Raw genomic sequence first — 22,323 nt, 5'->3', positions numbered from 1 at the left:
CACTCCTTTCTTAGAATTGCTCCAGGAACCGCACGTCGTTTTCGAAGATGAGCCGCAGGTCGGCGATCTTGAACCGGCGCATGGCGGTACGCTCCAGACCGATGCCGAAGGCCCAGCCGGAGTACACATTGGGGTCGATGCCGCTCATCTCCAGCACGCGGGGATGGATCATGCCCGCGCCCAGCAGCTCGATCCAGCCCTCGCCCTTACAGGTGGGACAGCCCACGCCGCCGCACTTGTGGCACTGCACGTCCATCTCGCAGGAGGGCTCGGTGAAGGGAAAGTGGTGAGGACGGAACCGGGTCTTGGTGCCCTTGCCGTACAGCTGCTCCACCACGGTATTCAGAGTGCCCTTCAGGTCGGCCATGGTGACACCCTTGTCGATGACCATGCCCTCCACCTGATGGAACATGGGGGAGTGGGTGGCGTCCACCTCGTCCTTGCGGTACACCCGGCCGGGGGCGATGATGCGGATGGGCAGCTCCATGGTGTCCATGGCCCGGACCTGCATGGGGGAGGTCTGGGAGCGGAGCATCACACGGCTGTCCTCATCAAAGTAAAAGGTATCCGACCAGTCACGAGAGGGGTGGCCCTCCTCGGCGTTGAGGCGGTCAAAGTTCAGCTTGGCCAGCTCCACTTCGGGGCCATCCAGCACAGTGAAGCCCATGCCGATGAAGATCTCCTTGATCTCGTCCAGGGCGATATACATGGGGTGGCGGTGGCCGGCCTTAACAGCCTTGCCGGGGACAGTGATGTCCAGGGCCTCAGCCTTCAGCCGGTCCTCCAGAGCCTTGGCCTCCAGCTCCTTACCCTTGGCCTCCAGGGCACTCTCCAGGGCGGAACGGACCTCGTTGGCCAGCTGACCCATGGCGGGGCGCTCCTCGGCGGACAGCTTGCCCATCATTTTCAGAACGGCGGTAAGCTCGCCCTTCTTACCCAGGTACTTCACCCGCAGGGCGTCCAGCTCCTGGGCGTTGCCGGCGCCGTCCAGTGCGGCCAGCGCTTCCCGGCGTATGGTCTCCAGTGTTTCCTTCATATTCGCAGCTCCTTTTGCAGTGATACGATTTGTAAACAAAAAAGCCTTCCATCCCAATCCATTGGGACGAAAGGCAAACCTTCCGCGGTACCACCCGCAATTCCCGCACGCAGCGGGCACTTTGGCCCCGATAACGTGGGGCAAATCCGTCCCTGTCTCCAGGGCCGCTCCAGGACGAACCGAACGGGCCAACCCCACATCCGCTTTCAGCCGGTGACGGACGCTCTCTGCCGGGCGGGGAACCGATCTTTTTCCCTTCTTCGCAAGTAAGATTATTTATAGCACAGTTTGACAGAAAGTGCAAGATTAAAATTGACGGGACGGGATGGACAGCATATAATGGGGCTGCCTGAACGAAAGAACCAAGGAACAGGAGTGTGTATGAATATGCGGATCGCCACAGCACAGCAGATGCGGGAGACGGACCGGATCGCCATTCAGGAACGGGGAATCCCGTCCACCGGCTTGATGGAGCGGGCGGCAGCGGCCCTGGCCGAGGAGGTCATGAACCTAACGGGGGACTGCGTTGGACGGGTAGTGTGCTTTTGCGGGCCGGGCAACAACGGCGGCGACGGCGTGGCCTGCGCCCGGCAGCTGCTGGAGGCGGGATTTGAAGTGCGATGTGTCCTGGTGGGCAGCCATGAGAAGATGACCCAGGATACCCGAGCCATGGAGGCGAAACTGGCGGCGGCAGGGGGAAAGCTGGAACCCTTCCAGCCTGATGATGCTGAGTTTGCCGCCTGGTGCCTGGAGGCCAATGTGATGGTGGACGCCCTCTTCGGCATCGGGCTGAACAGCGATGTGCGGGGGGATGCCCTTACCGCCGTCCATATGATGAATACCTGCGACATCCCTGTGGTGTCCGCCGATATCCCCAGCGGAGTAGAGACCGACACCGGCCGGGTGCTGGGGGAGGCGGTACACGCCGCCCGTACTGTTACCTTCACCCTGCCCAAAGCGGGCCATTATGTAGGGAAAGGCGGACTGTGTACCGGCAAGCTGACGGTAGCCGATATTGGGATTCCCAAAGATTTGGTGGATGCCCTGGACTGTCCGGTGAGCACTGTGGAGGCTGCTGGTGTGAAGCTGCCGCGCCGGCCTCTGGACGCCCATAAGGGTGACTTCGGCCGGTGCGCCATTCTGGGGGGCTGCGTGGGCTATACCGGCGCTCCGGTGCTGGCGGCCCAGGCGGCGGTGCGCTCCGGCGCGGGGCTGGTGTCGGTGGGGGTGCCTGCCCCCATCTGGCCGGTGGCTGCTGCCAAGCTGGACGAGGCTATGCCCTACCCTCTGCCGGCAGGCAAGGAGGGCCAGCTGTCTCTGGAGGCTGGAGAGGTGATCCATCATAAGCTGGCGGGCTGCGGTGTGTGCCTGATCGGCCCCGGCCTGGGCCGGGGCAACGGTGTGGCGGCTGTGGTGCGTCACCTGCTGCATGAGATCCATATCCCCGTGATCCTGGACGCCGACGGCATAAACGCCCTGGAAGGACATATAGATGTACTGGACGCCCGGCAGGGCCTTCACACGGTGCTCACCCCCCATGACAGGGAGTTTGCCCGGCTGGGAGGCGATCTGTCCGACGGGGACCGGCTGGGAGCGGCCCGGCGTTTTGCCATGGAGCACACCTGTTGTCTGGTGCTCAAGGGCCACCGCACCATCACTGCTTTCCCGGACGGTACTGCTTACATCAACACCACCGGCAATCCCGGTATGGCCAAGGGAGGCAGCGGCGACGTGCTGGCGGGAGTGATCCTCTCCCTGCTGGGACAGGGCCTGCCCGCCCGGCAGGCGGTGCCCATGGCGGTGTGGCTCCACGGCGCGGCCGGTGATCTGTGCGCCCAGGAGATTGGGGAGTACGGCATGACGCCTACCGACGTGGTGGCGGCGCTGCCCCGGGTGATCAAGGAATCTGTGGAATAAGCATGGAATAAAGGGGGAGACGGAGTGCGCCGCCGGTTTGGTTTGTGCGTACTGACGATAACCCTGTGCCTGGCTCTGGCTGCCTGCGGCGGCGGGGCCACCGGCGCAGAGCAGCTGGCCCTGGACATCCGGGGTGAATATCTGGCCATGGAGGGCTGTACCGCCCAATTAACTGTGACCGCTGACTATGGACAGCGGGTCTATGAGTACGGCCTGGATCTGGAGTACCGGCGGGAAGGGGAGAGTGTGCTCACCGTCACCAGCCCGGACGCCGTGGCCGGAGTGACCGCCCGGCTGAAGGACGGCAGCGGGTATCTGGAATATGACGGCGTGTGGGTAGAGACCGGCCCCCTGGATGAAAGCGGTATGAGTCCCATGGAGGCGGTACCCGTCTTACTGCGCTATGCCACCGAGGGTTTTATCGCCGAGTGTGCCATGGAGGAGACCGGAGAGGGGCAGGTTCTGCGGGTGATCTGCCGGGACCCGGAGGCCAAGGCAGGGGAGGGCCAGGAGTGCTCCCTCTGGTTTGATCCGGACAGCCACGCCCTCCTTCGGGGAGAGTTGTCCCAGGATGGCTTTACCGTGATCCAGTGCGTCTTTTCCGGCTTTGCAACGATGGAATAAATACAGCGGGGTGCTGCCTGGCAGCACCCCGCTGTATTAAAATGCGGTGGTATCGTTGTCCTCAGAGTCGGCCTGAGCGGCTTCCTGCTCCAGGTCGTCCAGCTCTGCCAGACGGCGGCGCAGCTCTTCCCGCTGCTGGGCATTCATCTGGCTGACGTGCCGGTCGAACTGCTCCTCCCGGCGGCGCTGGGCCTCCTCCTGACATTTGCGCTGGAGCTCGGCGCCGTGCTTGCGGCCTTCCTCCACCGCGGCGGCGCCTTTTTCTACCAGGAACTTACCGGCCTTGCCCATCTGCTCGGCGGCCAGAGCCACCAGGCCTACGCTGGCCAGGCCTACATCGGCAAATACCTTTCCTACATCTTCCATCATGGAACAAACCTCCTTAGATCCCGCCTGATACAGGCGGCGGGAGCATGGTGCGAAAACTGTTTCTATGCCTATAGTATATCCGGAAGCAGGAAAAATGTCTTGGAAATTGTATGAACATTAGATGAAAAATCCATGAAAGACCGTTCGGTTCGGGGTTGTGACCGGCGGGGCGGCGTAGTATAATAAGGACCAATGAACTGCCCTTTGGCAGCTTTGCTGTGTCAGCCGCCCGGCGGCGGGCATTTTGTATCTCAAGGTAAAGAGGAAATCAGATGAAACAAACGCAGACAAGAACATGGACGGAGATCGACCTGTCCAATCTGGAACATAATTATCGGGCGCTGCGGGCCATGCTGCCCCAGGGCTGCCGGTTTCTGGGCGTGGTGAAGGCGGACGCCTATGGCCACGGCGCGGTACAGGTGGCCCGGCGACTGGAGACGCTGGGCGCGGAATATCTGGCAGTGGCCTGCCTGGACGAGGCTCTGGAGCTGCGCCAGGCTGGAATCACCACCCCTATCCTGATTCTAGGTTATACGCCCACCGAGCGGGCGGAAGCTCTGCTGGACAATGGCATTACCCAGACGGTCTATGATGTGGAGATGGCCCGCGCCCTATCCAACGCGGCAGCTGCTGCGGGCAAGACCCTGAAGATCCATGTGAAGGCGGATACCGGGATGTCCCGGCTGGGCTGGCTGTGCGGCGGGGAGGATCAGAGCGCCGCTGTGGAGGCCATTGCCCAGGTGTGCGCTCTGCCCGGCCTGGAGGCGGAGGGCATCTACACCCACTTTGCCAACGCCGACGGGGATGAGGACTATACCATGCTCCAGTTTACCCGTTTTCTGGATCTGTTGGAGGCGCTGAAGGAGCGGGGGATCACCTTTGCCATCCGTCACTGCGCCGCCAGTGCTGCTGCCCTGAAGTTCCCCTGCACCCACCTGGACATGGTCCGGCCTGGCATCGCCCTGTACGGACACTATCCAGATCCCTCCTGCGAGGGGCTGGACGGCCCCGGACTGCGGCCGGTGATGACACTCAAGACCCGGGTGGCCTCGGTAAAGGCTGTGCCTGCCGGGACCCCGGTGAGCTACGGCTGCACATATGTGCTGGATCGAGAGACCAAACTGGCCGCTCTTACCATCGGTTATGCCGACGGTCTGCCCCGGCTGTGCTCCGACAAGCTGGAGGTGCTGATTGGCGGCCAGCGGGCTCCCGTTGTGGGCCGGATCTGTATGGATATGTGTATGGCGGACGTCACCGGGCTGGACGTGGCGCCGGGAGATGAGGTGGAGGTGTTCGGCGAGCACCTGCCCATTGAGGATGTAGCCGCTCTGGCGGGCACCATTCAGTATGAGCTGTTGTGCGCCGTGTCCCCCCGGGTTCACCGGGCCTATCTGGACTGAGACACCGGCTGGCCGGCGGGCGCATACAATGGGCCGGGGGAGAAAGGTCCGGCCAGGCGGCGGAGGACCGGCCTGCCCCGCGAAATTTTGCAGGACGGGTATAATTCCCGCCGCCCCGTGGGAGAATCATAGTGACCGCGTTACATAGGCCTCCGGTCGTGTGACGCTGGTGACTATTTTCCGGCGGAGTGTGAGCTTTTGTGGACAACAGCGTAAAACGCGGAGACATTTTTTATGCCGATCTGAGCCCCGTGGTGGGCAGCGAGCAGGGAGGCGTGCGGCCGGTACTCATCGTGCAGAACGACACCGGCAACCGGCACAGCCCCACCGTGATCGCGGCGGCCATTACGTCCCAGACCGGCAAGGCCCGTCTGCCCACCCACATCGAGCTCTCAGCCAACACCTACGGTCTCCCCAAGGAGTCGGTGGTGCTGCTGGAACAGATCCGGACGCTGGACAAAAGGCGGCTGAGAGAGCACATGGGCCGGCTGGACGAAGCGCAGATGCAGCGGGTGGACAACGCCATCGCGGTCAGCTTTGGCCTGCACACAGAAACCATGGTTTAAGGACAAGAGGGGAGCCGTCCCCAAGGGCGGCTCCCCGTCAGACAGGAGGTACATATGAAGCAGAGCAAAGGACTGGTCCGGCTCATCTCCGGCGGTTTGGTCACCCTGGCCCTGGTGGGTGTGGCGGTGGCTGCCGGACAGCAGGGCAGCAAGAACGATCCCCTGGTCACCCTCAGCTATTTGGAGGATCAGGCGATCCCAGCCATTTTGGATCAGGTGGATGACAAAGTGGCGGACAAGCAGTCTGAGTTGGAGAAGAAGCTGTCCGATGTGGTGGACGGCTATGTGGATGAGGTGGAAAAAGCCCTCAGCGGCAGTTCTGGCTCCACTTCCGCCGGCGGTGTGTTCCAGATCGTTAATCTGAAGGCGGGACAGACTGTGGTGGGCACCGCGGCCTGCGAATTTCTGCTGCGGACCGGCACGGCAGTCTGTGTGTCCGATACGGCCCCCGGCCTCATCGACACCACTGACGGCTCGGCCCTGGCCGGCGGGAAAAACCTGACCACCAACCACCTGTATTTGGCAACCATCGATGGCCGGGGGGTCAAGGCCTCCGCCGATGTGACCATCATGGTCCGTGGTAGCTATACCATTAAATAATAATGTGTAAAGATAAAAAATGTGGACGGCATTGCCGTCCACATTTTTTATTCAGATCAGGGTGGGAATCAACTGGGCCAGAGTTTGGGCCAGTTTGGCGTGGCTCTCCCGGGTCAGGTGCATATAATCCACCGTATTACAGGTAAGGTCCAGGGTGTTGGCGTCCAGAAAGGCGCAGCCGGTCAGCCGGGCCACGGCCTCATATTCCGCCGCCAGCCCCCGGGTCTTTTCCACACAGCCGGGTCCCATCTCATCGGCCACCGGGGAGGTATAGACACCCTCCTCAATGGCTTTGGGAGCAATCATAAGAATGTTGGGCTTGCCGTCCGGCCAGCAGTCCAGGGTCTGAGCGGCCCGGACCAGCCGTTCCATACCCCGGCCGATGGTGTAGGCGTTGGTCCCGAAGCGTTCCTTGGAATCATTGGTGCCCAGCATGACCACCAGCAGGTCCACCGGCTTGTGGCTTTTCAGGCAGGAATAGAGGCAGGACAGGGCGGACAGGCCCTCCTCCACCGGGTCGTCAAACACGGTGGTGCGGCCGGACAAACCCTCCTCCACCACCAGATACCTGTCTCCCAGAGCCTGCTGCAGCCGGCAGGTCCAACGCTCCTCCTCATTGAAGCGGAAGCAGGAACCGTCGGCGCAGTCGGCAGGATCGGGACAGTAGCCATGGGTGTTGGAGTCTCCCAGACAGACGATGTGGCGCCGCATTTACTTGATCTCGGGCAGGGAGGCGGCGGCCACGGACTGACCCACACGGCGGGCCTTCTCGTCCGGCATGGTGGGGTTGATCTTGGAGGCGATATCAGGATACTCGTCGGCCAGCACACTCTTGCAGGTGTCCAGCAGCAGGTCGCCGCCCTTGCCGGACATAACGCGGCCCAGCAGCAGCACGTGTTTGAAGCCGTAGAAGTGATAGTACAGAGCCAGAGAGTGGGCCAGATATACGCCGATGGAGCGGTACACCGCGGCGGCGCCGGGGTTGCCCTCCTCCATAGCCTTCTGCACCACCTTCAGCTTCTCGGCGGGGGAGAGGGCGGGGTCCAGCTCAATGCCGCCGGCGGGGGCCAGCTTGATGACACCGTCCTGAGAGAAATACTTCACGCCGCAGCCGATGTCGCCGGACCACTCGTCCTCCATGGCGTCGGGGTTGGCATCCACGGGGGCGAAGGCCAGCTCGTTGAGCCAGCCGGTGATGTTGCCGTTCTGGTCCACATAGCCGACGGCCTCGCTGGTGCCCATGGCAATGCCCATGATGTTGTTCTCTTCCAGGCTCATGGCACCGGCCAGAGCGGACACGTCGCCGTCGTTAGCTACCACATAGGGCACATCGCCAAAGGTATCCTTAATGGCGCGGATATAGATGTCCTTCACCTTGGCGTCAAAGTCCTCCTTGGGCACCTTCAGGAACAGGGAGGCCACCATGGTGCGGTTCTCGATGTAGATACCGGCGGAGGAGACGCCCACCGCGTCCACCCGGGGCATATGCTGGGCGGCGGACTTGAGGGCGGACACGATGCCCTCGTAGTGGTAGTCGGGGTCGGCAGTGATCTTGGGATACCAGACCACTTCCTCGCTGAACACAGGCTCGCCATCGATGACGGCGGACACCTTCCGGTCCGAGCCGCCGGCGTCAAAGCCGATGCGGCAGCCGCCCAGGTGACGGCCCACGGCCTGAGGATTGCTCTTCTCGGCGGGCACCTGGTCGCAGTACACCACCTCAAAAGGCTTCTCATACACATTGGACATGAAGTCGGCGTCGAAGGAGCGCTTGCCGCCCACGCAGTAGGTGGCCTTCATAGCCTCGAAGATATCCTTGTCGCCGCTGATGTAGACCTTGAAGCCGCCCATATACCACAGCATCGTCTTGATGAGCCGGTCCACATAGTAGCGGTCGGCCTCAGCCATGTCGGGGGTACCGTGGATGAAGGTCTTGTAGACGGCTACCTCGCCGCCGGCCCGCTCAACGGCCAGATCCAGAGGCTTTTTGGCGTCCTTCAGGAAGGATGCAAAAAATTTGCCCAGGGGGAGGAAACCGGGGTCCAGCTCGGGGACGTGTTTGACAGGGACTTCAATGCCAAGATGTTTCATGAGACATCCTCCTTAACATATATGGGAAACAGAAAGCTCGTTATATGTATAGGCTACCAGTTTTTTTAAATCTGTCAAGCATATTTTCAGGATTCTGAAAATTATTTTCTTCCCAGGTCTTGACGGGGGATGGACCGACGGGTATGATGGAACCAACGGGGGATCATCTCCCAACAATGGAAAGGTGGGAATTGCGATTATGGATATCACTGCACGTCTGCAGGATCATCAGAAATGGATCAAGGAAGAGCTGGAGCGGAGCGTCAACTTCTGGCTGAAAAATGGCATGGACCCGGTAAACGGGGGCGTCTACACCTGCCTGGACCGGGAAGGCAAGATCTTCTCCACCGACAAGAGCGTATGGATGCAGGGCCGCTGCGCCTGGATGTTTGCCTATCTGTGCCACACCTATGGGGTGAAGGACGAGTGGCTGGCTGCCAGCAAGAGCTGCCTGGACTTTATGGAGCGCTGCTGCATCAACCGGGAGGCAGGCAACCGGATGTACTTCACCGTGACCGGTGACGGCAAGCCCCTGCGTCAGCGCCGCTATTGTTTCTCCGAGGGGTTCTACGCCATCGCCAACGCCGAATATTATGGTGTTACCGGGGACAAGGAGTGCCTGGAGCGTGCCCGCGCTGCCTATGAGCTGATCTGGAATCTGAATCAGGGCCTGATCAAGGACCCCACCGGACTGGGCTCCAAGACCATTCCTGAGACCCGTTCCGGCCGCGCTCTGGCCAACCCCATGATCTACCTGAACATCACCTCCGTGCTGCGCCGGGTGGACCCCGAGCAGGCTGAGCTGTATAACCAGCGGGCCGCTCAGTGTGTGGACGAGATCTTCCGCTACCACTATAAGCCCGAGCTGGGCTGCACTCTGGAGAGCGTGGGTCCCAACGGCGAGTTCCGGGGCGATGTGACCGAGGGCCGTGTGGTCAACCCCGGTCATGACATCGAGTGCTCCTGGTTCCTGATGGAGGACGCCAACCTGCGGGGCAACAAGGAACAGCACGCCACCGCCATCAAGATCTTTGACCAGGCCATCAATGCTGGCTGGGACAAGGAGTACGGCGGACTGCTCTACTTTATTGACTGCCTGGGCCGTCCCCCCGAGGCCTACGAGCACGACATGAAGCTGTGGTGGCCTCACGACGAGATCCTCATCGCCTCTATGATGATCTATCGTGATACCGGCGACGAGAAGTATCTGGAGTGGTTTGAAAAGACCCTGGATTACTGCAAGAAATACTTCTCTGATCCTGAGTACGGCGATTGGTACGGCTATCTGCGCCGGGACGGCAAGCCCACCGAGCCTCCCTGCAAGGGTTCCACCTTCAAAGGTCCCTTCCACCTGCCTCGGATGCTCATCATGTGCGATCAGATGATCGGCCAGATCCTGGAGCGGAATTGAGAGGGCGGCAATGCCGTTAGTAAATGTCTTTGAACGGATCAACAGCGAGTACTACCAGCTGACCAGCGCGGAGAAAAAGGTGGCCGACTACGCCGTTATCCACCAGCAGCAGACCCAGTTTATGTCCATCTCGGAACTGGCGGAGGAGGCCGGCGTGGCCGAGGCCACCATCTCCCGTTTCTGCAAACGGCTGGGTTACAAGGGCTACAGCGCTTTTAAGCTGGCCATTGCCAACGCTACTGCCGGCCGGATGGATCACAGTGCCGCAGAGGCGGGAGAGCTGGAGGAAGAGGACAGCGTGGAGGGAATGTGCCGCGCTGTTTATCGCAGCGATTCCGAGGCCCTGGCCCAGACTCTGGAGCTGATCCAGGCGGATGCGGTGCGCAAGGCGGCGGATATGATCGTCTCCGCCGGCCGGGTACTGTGCATGGGCCAGGGAGGATCCATGATCCTCTCTCAGGAGTGTGCCCACCTGTTCAGCACCATTCAGCTGAATTTTACAGCGGTCATGGACTCCCATCTTCAGGCGATTGCCGCCTCTCAGCTCACCCCCGGCGATCTGGTCATCTATTTCTCCTACTCCGGCTCCACCAAAGAGCTGATGAAGAACCTCCAGATTATCCGGGACCGGAAAGCACGGATTATCCTGGTTACCCGGTTCCCCAAGTCTCCCGGCGCCGCCTATGCCGACATTGTGCTTCAATGCGGTTCCCGGGAGGGCCCCCTCCAGGGCGGTTCCGTAGCTGCCCGTATTGCCCAGCTCTATCTGATGGATGTACTCTTCCATGAGGTATGCCGCCGGGATCGGGAGGGCTGCCGTGCCAGACAGGAACTGGTGGCTGAAGTGTTGTCGGACAAACACATTTGACCGTCAACAGTGGAATTTGAAAAAAATTTGCAGACACCGCAAAAGAAGAAAGAAAATGTGCAATTCGCTATTGACAAATCTTGTGTTGAACTGTACAATCTACACAACGGGTTACCACTGAGTAATCACGAAAATTATCAAAAATGAGGAGGATGAATGATGAAGAAGAAACGTATTCTTGCGCTCATGCTGGCTGCCTCCATGTCTCTGGGCCTGGCTGCCTGCGGCGGCGGCGGCACCAGCGAATCCCCCGCCGGCAACACCGACACCCCGTCCGGCAACACTCCCTCCGGCTCCGGCGAGACTGTGGAGCTGACCATCTGGACCTACCCCATCGGCAAGTTTGGTGACTATGACACCATGCAGGCTCTGATCGATGAGTACACCGCCGCCAACCCCGGCGTGTCCATCAAGTTCGAGCTGCTGGACTACACCAACGGTGATACTCAGGTCACTTCCGCTATTACCAGCGGTACCGCTCCTGACATCATCATGGAGGGTCCTGAGCGTCTGGTTACCAACTGGGGCGCCAACAACCTGATGGTGGACCTGTCCGACCTGTGGACCGAAGAGGCCACTGCCGACATCGCCGCCACCAGCGAGGCTGTTGTGAATGCCTGCCAGCTGGACGGCAAGTACTATGAGTATCCTCTGTGCATGACCACCCACTGCATGGCCATCAACTATGAGGTCTTTGAGCAGGCCGGTGCTCTGCAGTACATCGACGAGGAGACCCGCACCTGGACCACCGACAACTTCGTGAAGGCCATGGAGGCCATCCGTGACTCCGGTCTGGTGGCCGTGCCCGGCATCGTCTACTGCGGCGGCCAGGGCGGCGACCAGGGCACCCGCGCCCTTGTCAACAACCTGTACTCCGGCACCTACACCAATGCCGACCACACTGAGTACACTGCTAACTCTCCCGAGAACGTGAAGGCTCTGGAGCTCATCAAGTCCATGGTGGACAATGGCTCCCTGAACGCCAACGCCGGCTTCCAGGCTGCTGACGAGCTGCAGCAGTTTGCCAACGGCACCGCTGCTGTGACCTTCTGCTGGAACGCTTCCAACAAGGCTCAGTACGCTTCTCAGGTTGCTTTTACTCCCTATGCCATGGCTTTCCCCTCTGACGACGGCAAGCCCGAGCTGTGCGGCGGCATCTGGGGCTTCGGTATCTTCGACAATGGCGATGAGGCCAAGATCGAGGCTGCCAAGGACTTCATCCGCTACATCTGCGACGATCCCGAGCAGGCCAAGGAGAGCGTGCAGCTGACCGGCTTCTTCCCCGTCCGTGCTTCTCTGGGCAACGTGTACGAGGGTACCGATACCGAGGCTGATGCCGCTGAGTTCCTGACCCTGATGCCTTACATGGGCGACTACTACAACGTCATCGGCGGCTGGACCGAGCAGCGCACCAACTGGTGGAATATGCTCCAGAAGATCCTGACCGGCGGCGTGGACGCCCAGACTGCTGCTGACGAGTTCGTCAGCGCCAGCAACGCTGCCATCGGCTAAGCGGCGCAAGTATGATTTGACGCACTTTCTGTGCCCGCTCCCTGTGAGGGGGCGGGCACAGTTGCTTTTCCGAAATGATTTGGAGAAGCGTGCAAATAAGTTCGAAAAGAGGGGAGAAACTCATGGCACAAAACGCCGTAGCAACGGTCGGTAAGAAGCCCAAGAAGGAGAAACGGTCCCAGTTCTCCGGCATGAGCAAGGCCCTGGTCCGGCGGGAGACTATTTCCGCCTACCTGTTCCTGCTGCCCAGCCTGATCTTCTTCATCGGCTTCGTGGTAATTCCAATGATCATGTGCGTGGTGTTCAGCTTGCAGGAAATGGGCCTGGACAGCTCCGCCACCAAGTTTATTGGGTTTGACAACTATGTCAAGATGGCACAGGATCCCATCTTCTGGAAGGGATTCCTGAACACCGTCATCATCGTGGTGGTAGCGGTGCCCGCCGTTACCGCATTTTCCCTGTGGGTCAGCTCCGCCATCTATCAGATGAAGGCAGTGACCCGCTCCTTCTTCCGCTGCGTGTTCTACCTGCCTGTGGTTACCGGTACTGTGGCAGTTACCGTGGTGTGGAAGTGGATGTTCAACCCCTATAACGGTCTGCTGAATCAGATCTTTGGTACCACCGGCTATGACTGGCTGGGTAATTCCGCCACCGCCATCTGGTGTATCATCCTGATCCTGTTCACTACCTCCATTGGCCAGCCCATCGTGCTGTATGTGGCTGCCCTGGGTAACGTGGACCAGTCTCTGGTGGAGGCTGCTCAGGTGGATGGCGCCACCAAGCTCCAGGTGTTCTGGAAGATCAAGTGGCCCCAGATCATGCCCACCACCCTGTACATCCTGGTTATCACCACCATCAACTCCTTCCAGTGCTTCGCACTGATCCAGCTGCTGACTTCCGGTGGACCCAACCATGCCACCGACACCATTATGTACTACATCTTCCAGATGGCGTACAACAACCAGAACTTCGGCTACGCCAACGCTATGGGTGTGGTCCTGGCCATCATCATCGCGATCTTCTCTGCCATCCAGTTCAAGTTCGCGAAGACTGACAACGGTTAAGGAGGTGAGAAGATGAATAACGCGAAAAGCAAGCTGGCCGGTACTTCCACCGGTTACAAGGCGATCACCATCGTGATCCTGGTCCTCCTGGCAATTTTCTTCATCTTCCCGCTGTACTGGATCGTCACCGGCTCCTTCAAGGACGCCATGACCATCAACGCCCGTACCCCTCAGTGGTTCCCCCTGAGTCCTACTTTGGAGAACTACGCCAAGCTGTTCAAGAATCCCGCTGGCCAGTGGCTGCTTAACACCATTATTATGGCTGTGGGCGCGCTGGTGCTCACCTGCCTCACCGCAGCTCTGGCTGGTTACGCTCTGGCTAAGAAGCGGTTCTATGGCCGGGCCCTCCTCTTCACCATCATCATCTGCGCCATGGCTCTGCCCAAGCAGGTTATCGTCATCCCCCTGCTGCGCGAGATGAACCTCCTCCATCTGGCGGATACCCTGTGGGCCGTTATCCTGCCCACCGTAGGCTGGCCCTTCGGCGTGTTCCTGATGAAACAGTTCTCGGAGACCATACCCAATGAGATCCTGGAGGCCGCCCGGGTGGACGGCGCCGGGGAGCTGCGCACCTTCTTCAGCGTGGTATTCCCCATGATTAAGCCCGGTATCGGTGCTCTGGCTATCTTTACCTTCGTTAACTCCTGGAACGACTACTTCCTCCAGCTGATCATGCTGACCAGCCGTGTCAACTGGACCATCTCTCTGGGTATTGCCCGCCTGCAGGGCGAGATGTCCAGCGACTTCGGCCTCATCATGGCTGGCGCCACCCTGGCCGCCATCCCCATCGTGGCCGTGTTCATCGCCTTCCAGAAGTATTTCACCCAGGGCATCGCCATGGGCGCGGTCAAGGGCTGATCCCGCTGACCGGACGCTGCTCCGCTGGCACAGTTATTTTACCCTGCGGTGTGCGTATTTAAGGGTTGATTTATCTTAGAAGTTCGTTTATTATCGTTTTGAGAGAAGGAATATTGAAATGAGCGATCTGAAAAAATACCAGGGCGTGATTCCGGCCTTTTACGCCTGCTATGACGAGGCCGGCAACATTTCCCCCGACGAGGTCCGCGCCCTGACCCGCTACCTGATCGGCAAGGGTGTCAATGGCCTGTATGTGGGCGGCTCCTCCGGTGAGTGCATCTACCAGAGCGTGGCTGAGCGCAAGGTGGTACTGGAGAACGTGATGGCCGAGGCCAAGGGCAAGGTGGTCGTCATTGCCCACGTTGCCTGCAACAACACCGCCGACAGCATGGAGCTGGCTGCTCATGCTGAGAGCCTGGGTGTGGATGCCATTGCCGCCATTCCCCCCATCTACTTCCACCTGCCCGAGTATGGCATCGCCGGCTACTGGAACGACATCTCTTCTGCCGCTCCCAACACCGACTTCATCATCTACAACATTCCCCAGCTGGCCGGTGTGGCCCTGACTCCCTCTCTGCTGGCTGAGATGCAGAAGAATCCCCGGGTCATCGGCGTGAAGAACTCCTCCATGCCTGTTCAGGATATCCAGATGTGGAAGGATGCCGGGGTCATCGTGTTCAACGGTCCCGACGAGCAGTATGTGTCCGGTCTGGCCATGGGCGCCTGCGCCGGCATCGGCGGCACCTATGCCGTTATGCCCGAGCTCTTCCTGAAGGTGTATGAGCACTTCCAGAAGGGCGAGATGGAGCCTGCCCGCCAGATTCAGAACGATATCTGCCGCATCATCTATAAGATGTGCTCCGCTCACGGCAACCTGTATGCCGTGATGAAGGCCATCCTGGCCAAGAACGGCGTGAACTGCGGCTCCGTCCGTAAGCCCATGCCCGGCCTGATCGACAGCGATGCCAACCTGGTGGACGAGGCTTATGCCATGATCACCGCCGCCATTGCCAAATACTGCTGATCCCAGATCAAGTTCCGGGGCGGGCGGTGACCCGCCCGCCCCACTTTGATATGAAAGGCTAGGAGTTACATTATTATGCGTATTTATCAATCGGAAGATTATCAGGCCATGAGCCGCCGGGCGGCCAACATCATCTCCGCCCAGGTCATCTACAAGCCCGACTGCGTGCTGGGTCTCGCCACCGGCGGTACCCCTGTGGGAACCTACAAGCAGCTGGTGGACTGGTACAAGAAGGGCGATCTGTCCTTCGCCGAGGTCCGCTCCGTCAACCTGGACGAGTACCTGGGCCTTTCTCCCCACCATGAGCAGAGCTACCGCTATTTTATGCAGGATAACCTGTTCGACCACATTGATATCAAGCCGGAGAACACCCATGTGCTTAACGGCCTGGCCAAGAACCCCGAGGCCGAGTGCGAGGCCTACAACAAGCTGATCCGGGATCTGGGCGGCATTGACCTGCAGCTGCTGGGTATGGGCCACAACGGCCACATTGCCTTCAACGAGCCGGGCGACGACTTCGGCCTGGAGACTCATCTGGTGGACCTGACCGAGAGCACCATCGAGGCCAACAAGCGCTTCTTTGAGAGCCGGGACGAGGTGCCCCGCCACGCTCTGAGCATGGGCATCAAGAACATCATGAATGCCCGCCGCATCCTGATTATCGTCAGCGGCGAGGAGAAGGCCGACATCGTGAAGGAGGCCTTTACCGGCCCCGTCACCAAGGACGTGCCTGCTTCCGTGCTCCAGCTCCATCCCGACGTAACCCTGGTGGGCGATAAGGCTGCCCTCCATAAGCTTGTGGAAGCAGGTGTTCCCGTATGCGGATAACCGGCTGCCAGGTTTTTGACCTGCAGGAGGGATTTGTCAAGCGGGACGTCTGCTTTGACGGTCGGCTTCTTTCCAACTCCAGCAGCGATGGCAAGACCTATGATGCCACCGGCTGCTATGTGATCCCCGGTCTGACCGACGTGCATTTTCACGGCTGCAAGGGCCGCGACTTTTCCGACGCCGACCCCGAGGGCCTGGAGATCATGGCCCGGTACGAGCTGTCCCGGGGCGTAACTCAGATCTGCCCCGCTGGCATGACTCTGCTGGAGGATCAGCTCACCAAGGTCTGCCAGGTGGCGGCCGCCCATAAAGCTGCCGATAAGCCCGGCGCTGCCCTGTGCGGCATTAATCTGGAGGGGCCCTTCCTCTCCATGGCCAAGAAGGGCGCTCAGAACGGCGATTGGCTCCATGCCCCTGATGTGGATATGCTACGCCGCCTTATTGCTGCCTCTCAGGGCCTGGTAAAACTGGTGTCCCTGGCTCCCGAGGAGCCTGGCGCCATGGAGTTTATCGAGGCTATGGAGAGTGAGGTTACCATCTCCCTGGCCCACACCACTGCAGACTATGACACTGCTATGGAAGCCTTCCGGCTGGGCGCCCGGCAGGTGACCCACCTGTTTAACGCTATGCCGGCCTTTACCCACCGGGCTCCCGGTGTGGTGGGCGCGGCTCTGGACACTCCGCTGTGCAATGTGGAATTGATCTGTGACGGCGTTCACATCCATCCCTCTGTGGTGCGGGCGGTGTTCAAGATGTTCGGTGCCAAGCGGGTCATCCTGATTTCCGATACCATGCGGGCTGCCGGTATGCCTGACGGCGATTATACTCTGGGCGGCCAGGCCGTCAAGGTAAAGGGCAAGTATGCTACCCTGGAGGACGGCACCCTGGCCGGTTCTGTTACCGATCTGATGAATTGTATGAAGACCGCTGTGTCTTTTGGCATCCCTCTGGCGGATGCCGTGCGGGCTGCTGCGGTCAACCCTGCCAAGGCTATCGGCATTTTCAGCCGGGCCGGCAGCCTGGAGCCCGGCAAGCGGGCCAATGTGGTTGTTCTGGATGAGAATCTGGAACTGAAAGATGTATTCTTCCGCGGCGAATTAGTCCGCGGCTGAATAGAGCGCACCCCCAAATACAGGCCTTCCGGTCCTACTCCATTCCTATAGGCCGGAAGAGTCGAAAAAAAGGAGGAAAATCCGCCGGACCGGCGGTGCGGCAGTGTGGAGACCTGTCGTAACGTTCTGGGAGTTTTGCTCTCCCGGAGCGAGAGGGTATTTGCGGAGGCATTGCCCTTACGGTCCATGTATATGGCAACTGTAGTTCTGAAAGGCGTCAAGAAGATCTATGACAACAAGGTGACCGCTGTCCACGACTTCAATCTGGAGATCGCGGATAAGGAGTTCATCGTGCTGGTCGGTCCTTCCGGCTGCGGCAAGTCCACCACTCTGCGGATGGTGGCCGGCCTGGAGGATATCTCCGAGGGCGATCTGCTCATCGGCGGCAAGCGGATGAACGATGTGGAGCCCAAGGACCGCGATATCGCCATGGTGTTCCAGAGCTACGCGCTCTATCCCCACATGACCGTGTATGAGAACATGGCCTTTGCCCTGAAGCTGCGCAAGGTGCCCAAGGATGAGATCGACAAGAAGGTGCGTGAGGCTGCTGCCATCCTGGATATCACCCAGTACCTGGATCGTAAGCCCAAGGCTCTGTCCGGCGGCCAGCGTCAGCGTGTGGCCATCGGCCGCGCCATCGTCCGCGATCCTCAGGTGTTCCTGATGGACGAACCTCTGTCCAACCTGGATGCCAAGCTGCGTAACCAGATGCGCGCCGAGATCATCAAGCTGCGCCAGCGCATCAACACCACCTTCATCTACGTGACTCACGATCAGACCGAGGCTATGACCCTGGGCGACCGTATCGTCATCATGAAGGATGGCTTCATTCAGCAGATCGGTACTCCTCAGGAAGTGTTCGATCGTCCCGCCAACCTGTTTGTGGCCGGCTTCATCGGCTCTCCCCAGATGAACTTCTTCGATGCCAAGCTGCAGAAGAAGGACGGCAAGTATCAGATCGCTGTGGCCGACGCTGTGATTGAGCTGGCTGACAAGGCCCAGAAGATCCTCACCGAGAAGGGTGTGGGCGACATGGATGTGGTGGCCGGTATCCGTCCTGAGCACATCTCCTTTGCCCCTGTGGCTGGTCCTCACACCGTGTCCAGCACGGTGGATGTGTCCGAGATGATGGGCAGCGAGGTGTACCTCCATGTGACCGCCGCCGGCAAGGACGTGGTGCTGCGTATTCCCACCACCGAGCTGCCTGAGGAGCATCGTGCCGGTATCCCCTATGGTACCGCCATCAACTTTGCGTTCCGTCCTGAGCTCATTCACCTGTTTGATCCTCAGACCGAGAAGAACCTGCTGTATTGATCTCCAGCAGACAGAACCGGCCCCTGCCGCAGCTGCGGCAGGGGCCGGTTTTTCTTTGTCGACAGCACCAGCGGCCAGGGGAGAGAATAGGATGAAGCAGACGGCAATCCTTTCATGAGTTGCCGGAGAATTTAAGGAGAGACGAGGGAGCGGCCGTGCGGCGATGGGAAAACGAGCAGTATCGATATTATAATCCGGACCCGCTTCGCCTGAGCGGACCGCCCTGCTGTATCTGGCAGGGACCTACCGGCCCTACAGGGGCAACAGGCGGTGCTGGTCCCACAGGCCCCACAGGAGCAACGGGCAATGCCGGCCCAACAGGTCCCATGGGTCCGGCGGGGACAGTGGGCAGTACCGGTCCCACAGGCCCTACGGGTCCCACAGGGGCGACTGGCAGTATTGGCCCAGTAGGTCCTACAGGCCCTGCAGGGGCCGATGGCGCCGGTTCCACAGGTCCAACAGGTCCAACAGGGGCAGCGGGTGATACGGGCCCTGTCGGTCCTACAGGCCCCACAGGCCCTGCGGGAACAGGAGCAACGGGTCCCATGGGCCCAACAGGAGCGGTGGGCAGCACCGGCCCCACAGGGCCGACGGGAGCGCAGGGGCCAACTGGCCCTGCGGGGGGAGAAGGTCCCACGGGTCCCACAGGCCCTACTGGATCTGCCGGCACCGCTCCGGATGATGTGTTTGCGTCGTATGTGAATTATCAGTATCCACTTGTTCGAGGGAGTCAGTTGGTGGTGTTTCCGGATGTGACAGATCCAACCGGGCAGATCACCCAGGCCAGTCCCACGGTTATTGCGCTGGAACCTGGCTATTATTTGATTTCTTATAAGGTATCAGCGGTTTTTCGGCAGGCCAACTATATGCAGGTAACGCCATCTTATAACGGTACCACCCATTTGGAGACAGGGATCTATTTTGCTGTCAATACAGCCGGTGGGAGTGCGGCAGGCTCAAGCTTTCTTATTCTGCGGGCGCCAGCAGCCACAACGTTTACGTTGACCTATTCCGGCTCTGGAGATGCGGTGGATGGAGAGATTAATCTAACTATTCTGAAGCTGCGCCGGGCGCTTTGACAGCGAGGGCACCAAGAACGCCGGAAAATAACAAAAAAGGCACGACATACGTCGTGCCTTTTTTGGAGCTAGTGGTGGGAATCGAACCCACGGCCTGCTCATTACGAGCGCTTCCTGAAACACCCTTTTGGGGAGATATGGTAAAGAAATTAACTTGTTGACAAAATGTGTTTTTGTTGGCATGATGACATAAATTGCGTCAAAAATCACACTTATTGTACCGTCTTTGACATCGGATGTCAACAAAAAATGAAGGGTGGTCTGTTGACCACCCTTATGCTCACACTACCATCCTGTTGGCATTTTTTCGATTGAGTTCATCATAAAAACCCTCTGTTGCTTTCATAGCCATTTCCTCGTTGACGTGGGTATAAATCTTCATAATAATATCTGGGGTGTTGTCACCCATTATTCTTTGGATGACTGAGATTGGCTGACCAGATAGGATCAAGCGAGTACACATCGTATGTCTGAATTTATAGAGATTGATTCCCATATCCTCAATATGATACTGCTTTCTGTATCTTTGAATCAGAGATTGATAGGATGATTCTGACCTGACATTACCTACCTTATCTGAAAAAATAAATTGACTGTTACGCTTGCCTGCACTCCTGCTCCTACTGACAAATTGCTTCCACTCCTGTAAGGCTTTTACGGCCAGATCAGACAGTCGGAGTGTCCTTACACTATACTCAGACTTAGGGGTGGAGATGATGTCCCTATGCTTTGCCTGTCGTTTCAAAGTAGTAATTTCTTCATACTGCACGGTTGCAGCCTGCTGAATTCGGATTGTCTTTTGGAGTGGGTCGAATGAATCCCATTCCAGAGCCCTCAATTCCCCAGGACGCATTCCAGTACACTCTAAAACTGCAAAAATGGTGTAAAGTTCCAGACTGTATTTTCTGCTGGTTTGAAACAGAACATCTATATCCTCGTCTGAGAAAGTAGGATATTTGTCTTTGGCGACAGGCTTTTTACTGGTAGGACACCTTAATCTTCTCATAATATCTACTGGTATATCGTTGTTATCAAGGGCTGTCTGAAAAATCAGTTTGGTTGTATTGAAACTGTGTCTTACGCCACTTTTAGCGTAAGCGTACCTGATTTTTTCAAAAGCCTTTTTGATATCCTGTTCTGTAATCTCTACCATCTTCTTGCTGCCTATGTATGGCAGCATCATTTTGCTTCCTCGTCTGTAATTTTCAATCGTGCGAGTGGTGGCCTTGCCAACACCAGAATTCAACAGTTCAATAGCGTATTCCTCAAAGGTCAGTTGGGTGTACTGGGAGAGGGCAAGGGATGCCATAGGTTGAGCAGGAACAAAAGGTGTGCTGACTACCTGAACCCCATTCAATTCCTGTAACCTCTTAGCAAGGTAGGCATCAGCCTCTTTCTGAGACTTGAAACTCTTGCTCTCTCTTTTCCTCTTGCCATCAGGGGTCTTCCCAAGGTCTATCTGCACCATAAACCTACCATCCTTTAAGGATGAAACAGAACCCTTGTAAACCATATCTGCACCTGCTTTCTCTGGCTCAACGACTACATCATTTTTGGTCAACAGGCATGATACCTCCTGGGGTTCTGGATATCCACTGGGATGTTGCCCAGAATCAACAGTTGAATTTTGTCCCGCAAGGCTTTCTATGCTTTGCGTGGTAATGTAGGTATCGCCAGCTGCGGCGATACCTACCAGAACACCCGTATTAATCATTGACAGGACTGCTTTCTTGGGAACTCCCAACTTCTTTGCTGCTGAAGGTACACTTATCAATAAACTATTATTCATATATCAAATCTCCTTAACCAATTTTATAGAAACCACTTGTTTCTGCATTGATTAAGGAAAACTGTCATCGTTTTAGTGTGTTTTTCGTTTTTTGTGTTCTTTTTGAAGTGTATATGTCAAAATAAAATATATTTATGTCCTTCAAAAAAGAAAACAGTTGAGCAATCACGCTCAACTGTCCTTTTTTATGCGGGTAATACGATATGCTTCTGTAAGGCTTGCTCTACGATTTTAGGCTCCACACTTAAATAGTGCTGTGTAACTGCCACACTACTATGCTGGAGCAGCTGGCGTACCAGTTCTACATTGTAATCATTTTCTATATAGATGCTGACTGCAAAGAACTTTCGGAATGAATGTGTGCTGACACCAGTGATCCCCAGATACCTACACACCTTTTGAAGATGGAGCTGGACTGCTCTGACTGTAAGTGGGAATAACTTTTGAGTAGGTTTTAGCCCATTTTTCAAAGCGTAGTCCTGTAAGTAGATATAAACCTCTGCTGGTACAGTGAATGTTCTGGACTTTCCCGTTTTCTGCTCCACGATGTCAAGGTGATACCTGCCACCCTCAAAAAGGATATCTGCTAACCTCAAATGTACTATGTCGCCAATCCGTAACCCCAAATTTGCTTGCAGCGTGAGTGCTGTTGCCACTCGTTCATTAGGTCTGACCCTATCCCCACCAGGGAGGACAAAGCCTGTCCTTATGGTACTTATGATTTTTTCAAATTCTTCCTTATCGACTGCCCGTGTTTTCTTATTTGCCATTTCCTCAACCCCTTATCTAAAAATATTCGTTTAACTCCTGACACGCTTTTCGTTCTTTTCTCCCTTTGAGATTTCACCATACACCAGAGTG

21 protein-coding genes are annotated in these 22,323 nt (G+C 58.0%); 15 read left to right on the top strand and 6 right to left on the bottom strand.

The genetic code is table 11. The features are described 5' to 3' along the window. Window positions 1-10: 10 nt before the first annotated feature. Complete coding sequence (pheS, locus tag B5F94_RS03915; protein WP_087271949.1) at window positions 11-1,036, bottom strand: phenylalanine--tRNA ligase subunit alpha; 1,026 nt, start codon at window positions 1,034-1,036, stop codon at window positions 11-13. Window positions 1,037-1,417: 381 nt separating this feature from the next. Between pheS and B5F94_RS03910 the strand changes: the two genes are divergently transcribed. Then, entirely contained in the window at window positions 1,418-2,953 is a 1,536-nt protein-coding gene (locus B5F94_RS03910) for an NAD(P)H-hydrate dehydratase (RefSeq protein ID WP_242965571.1), read from the top strand. Between the two features lie 24 nt (window positions 2,954-2,977). After that, a complete protein-coding gene (locus B5F94_RS03905; protein ID WP_087327894.1) occupies window positions 2,978-3,577 on the top strand; it encodes a hypothetical protein in 600 nt (199 codons plus the stop codon). A gap of 36 nt (window positions 3,578-3,613) precedes the next feature. On the opposite strand, the gene B5F94_RS03900 is transcribed toward B5F94_RS03905, so the two are convergent. Further along, complete coding sequence (locus B5F94_RS03900) at window positions 3,614-3,946, bottom strand: hypothetical protein (protein WP_087188292.1); 333 nt, start codon at window positions 3,944-3,946, stop codon at window positions 3,614-3,616. Window positions 3,947-4,218: 272 nt separating this feature from the next. On the opposite strand from B5F94_RS03900, the gene alr reads away from it, so the two are divergent. From alr to B5F94_RS03885, 3 genes are all read left to right on the top strand, one after another. Then, window positions 4,219-5,346: an alanine racemase gene (gene alr, locus B5F94_RS03895; RefSeq protein ID WP_087327891.1), complete on the top strand. Its 1,128-nt coding sequence runs from the start codon at window positions 4,219-4,221 to the stop codon at window positions 5,344-5,346. A 200-nt stretch (window positions 5,347-5,546) separates the two neighbouring features. Next, entirely contained in the window at window positions 5,547-5,912 is a 366-nt protein-coding gene (locus B5F94_RS03890) for a type II toxin-antitoxin system PemK/MazF family toxin (protein WP_087271958.1), read from the top strand. A 54-nt stretch (window positions 5,913-5,966) separates the two neighbouring features. After that, the gene (locus tag B5F94_RS03885; RefSeq protein ID WP_087327888.1) at window positions 5,967-6,512 is read left to right on the top strand and encodes a hypothetical protein; all 546 of its coding nucleotides are present in this window, start codon (window positions 5,967-5,969) and stop codon (window positions 6,510-6,512) included. Window positions 6,513-6,563: 51 nt separating this feature from the next. Here B5F94_RS03885 and B5F94_RS03880 read toward each other — a convergent pair whose 3' ends face one another. Continuing rightward, complete coding sequence (locus B5F94_RS03880; protein WP_087327886.1) at window positions 6,564-7,223, bottom strand: GDSL-type esterase/lipase family protein; 660 nt, start codon at window positions 7,221-7,223, stop codon at window positions 6,564-6,566. Next, window positions 7,224-8,603 carry an ROK family protein gene (locus B5F94_RS03875; protein ID WP_087327884.1) on the bottom strand — a complete coding sequence of 460 codons (1,380 nt, stop codon included), beginning with the start codon at window positions 8,601-8,603 and terminating at the stop codon, window positions 7,224-7,226. 199 nt (window positions 8,604-8,802) lie between these two features. Here B5F94_RS03875 and B5F94_RS03870 point away from each other — a divergent pair, with 199 nt between their 5' ends. From B5F94_RS03870 to B5F94_RS16850, 10 genes are all read left to right on the top strand, one after another. After that, window positions 8,803-10,014, top strand: a complete 1,212-nt coding sequence (locus tag B5F94_RS03870) for an AGE family epimerase/isomerase (protein WP_087327881.1) — start codon at window positions 8,803-8,805, stop codon at window positions 10,012-10,014. A 10-nt stretch (window positions 10,015-10,024) separates the two neighbouring features. Beyond that, the gene (locus tag B5F94_RS03865) at window positions 10,025-10,882 is read left to right on the top strand and encodes a MurR/RpiR family transcriptional regulator (RefSeq protein ID WP_087188299.1); all 858 of its coding nucleotides are present in this window, start codon (window positions 10,025-10,027) and stop codon (window positions 10,880-10,882) included. A 159-nt stretch (window positions 10,883-11,041) separates the two neighbouring features. Then, window positions 11,042-12,394, top strand: a complete 1,353-nt coding sequence (locus tag B5F94_RS03860) for an extracellular solute-binding protein (RefSeq protein WP_087327878.1) — start codon at window positions 11,042-11,044, stop codon at window positions 12,392-12,394. Between the two features lie 191 nt (window positions 12,395-12,585). Continuing rightward, entirely contained in the window at window positions 12,586-13,458 is an 873-nt protein-coding gene (locus B5F94_RS03855) for a carbohydrate ABC transporter permease (protein ID WP_343212785.1), read from the top strand. A gap of 12 nt (window positions 13,459-13,470) precedes the next feature. After that, window positions 13,471-14,316: a carbohydrate ABC transporter permease gene (locus tag B5F94_RS03850; protein ID WP_087271976.1), complete on the top strand. Its 846-nt coding sequence runs from the start codon at window positions 13,471-13,473 to the stop codon at window positions 14,314-14,316. Between the two features lie 118 nt (window positions 14,317-14,434). Continuing rightward, window positions 14,435-15,340, top strand: a complete 906-nt coding sequence (locus B5F94_RS03845; protein ID WP_087327872.1) for a dihydrodipicolinate synthase family protein — start codon at window positions 14,435-14,437, stop codon at window positions 15,338-15,340. 75 nt (window positions 15,341-15,415) lie between these two features. After that, window positions 15,416-16,168, top strand: coding sequence for a glucosamine-6-phosphate deaminase (gene nagB, locus B5F94_RS03840; RefSeq protein ID WP_087271979.1), 753 nt, complete (start codon window positions 15,416-15,418; stop codon window positions 16,166-16,168). After that, window positions 16,159-17,280 carry an N-acetylglucosamine-6-phosphate deacetylase gene (gene nagA / locus B5F94_RS03835; protein ID WP_087327869.1) on the top strand — a complete coding sequence of 374 codons (1,122 nt, stop codon included), beginning with the start codon at window positions 16,159-16,161 and terminating at the stop codon, window positions 17,278-17,280. The genes nagB and nagA overlap by 10 nt, the downstream gene beginning before the upstream one ends. 192 nt (window positions 17,281-17,472) lie before the next feature. Further along, complete coding sequence (gene ugpC / locus B5F94_RS03830; RefSeq protein WP_087188317.1) at window positions 17,473-18,594, top strand: ABC transporter ATP-binding protein; 1,122 nt, start codon at window positions 17,473-17,475, stop codon at window positions 18,592-18,594. A 734-nt stretch (window positions 18,595-19,328) separates the two neighbouring features. After that, window positions 19,329-19,673: a hypothetical protein gene (locus B5F94_RS16850; RefSeq protein WP_242965577.1), complete on the top strand. Its 345-nt coding sequence runs from the start codon at window positions 19,329-19,331 to the stop codon at window positions 19,671-19,673. Between the two features lie 280 nt (window positions 19,674-19,953). On the opposite strand, the gene B5F94_RS03815 is transcribed toward B5F94_RS16850, so the two are convergent. Beyond that, window positions 19,954-21,462 carry a tyrosine-type recombinase/integrase gene (locus B5F94_RS03815; RefSeq protein WP_087271992.1) on the bottom strand — a complete coding sequence of 503 codons (1,509 nt, stop codon included), beginning with the start codon at window positions 21,460-21,462 and terminating at the stop codon, window positions 19,954-19,956. A 185-nt stretch (window positions 21,463-21,647) separates the two neighbouring features. Then, window positions 21,648-22,232, bottom strand: a complete 585-nt coding sequence (locus tag B5F94_RS03810; RefSeq protein ID WP_087271995.1) for a tyrosine-type recombinase/integrase — start codon at window positions 22,230-22,232, stop codon at window positions 21,648-21,650. Between the last annotated feature and the right edge of the window lie 91 nt (window positions 22,233-22,323).

Source organism: Flavonifractor sp. An4 (assembly GCF_002161755.1).
Lineage (GTDB): Bacteria > Bacillota > Clostridia > Oscillospirales > Oscillospiraceae > Flavonifractor > Flavonifractor avicola.
The sequence above is the reverse complement of the archived record's forward strand: the minus strand, read 5'-3'. Positions and strand labels throughout refer to the sequence as shown.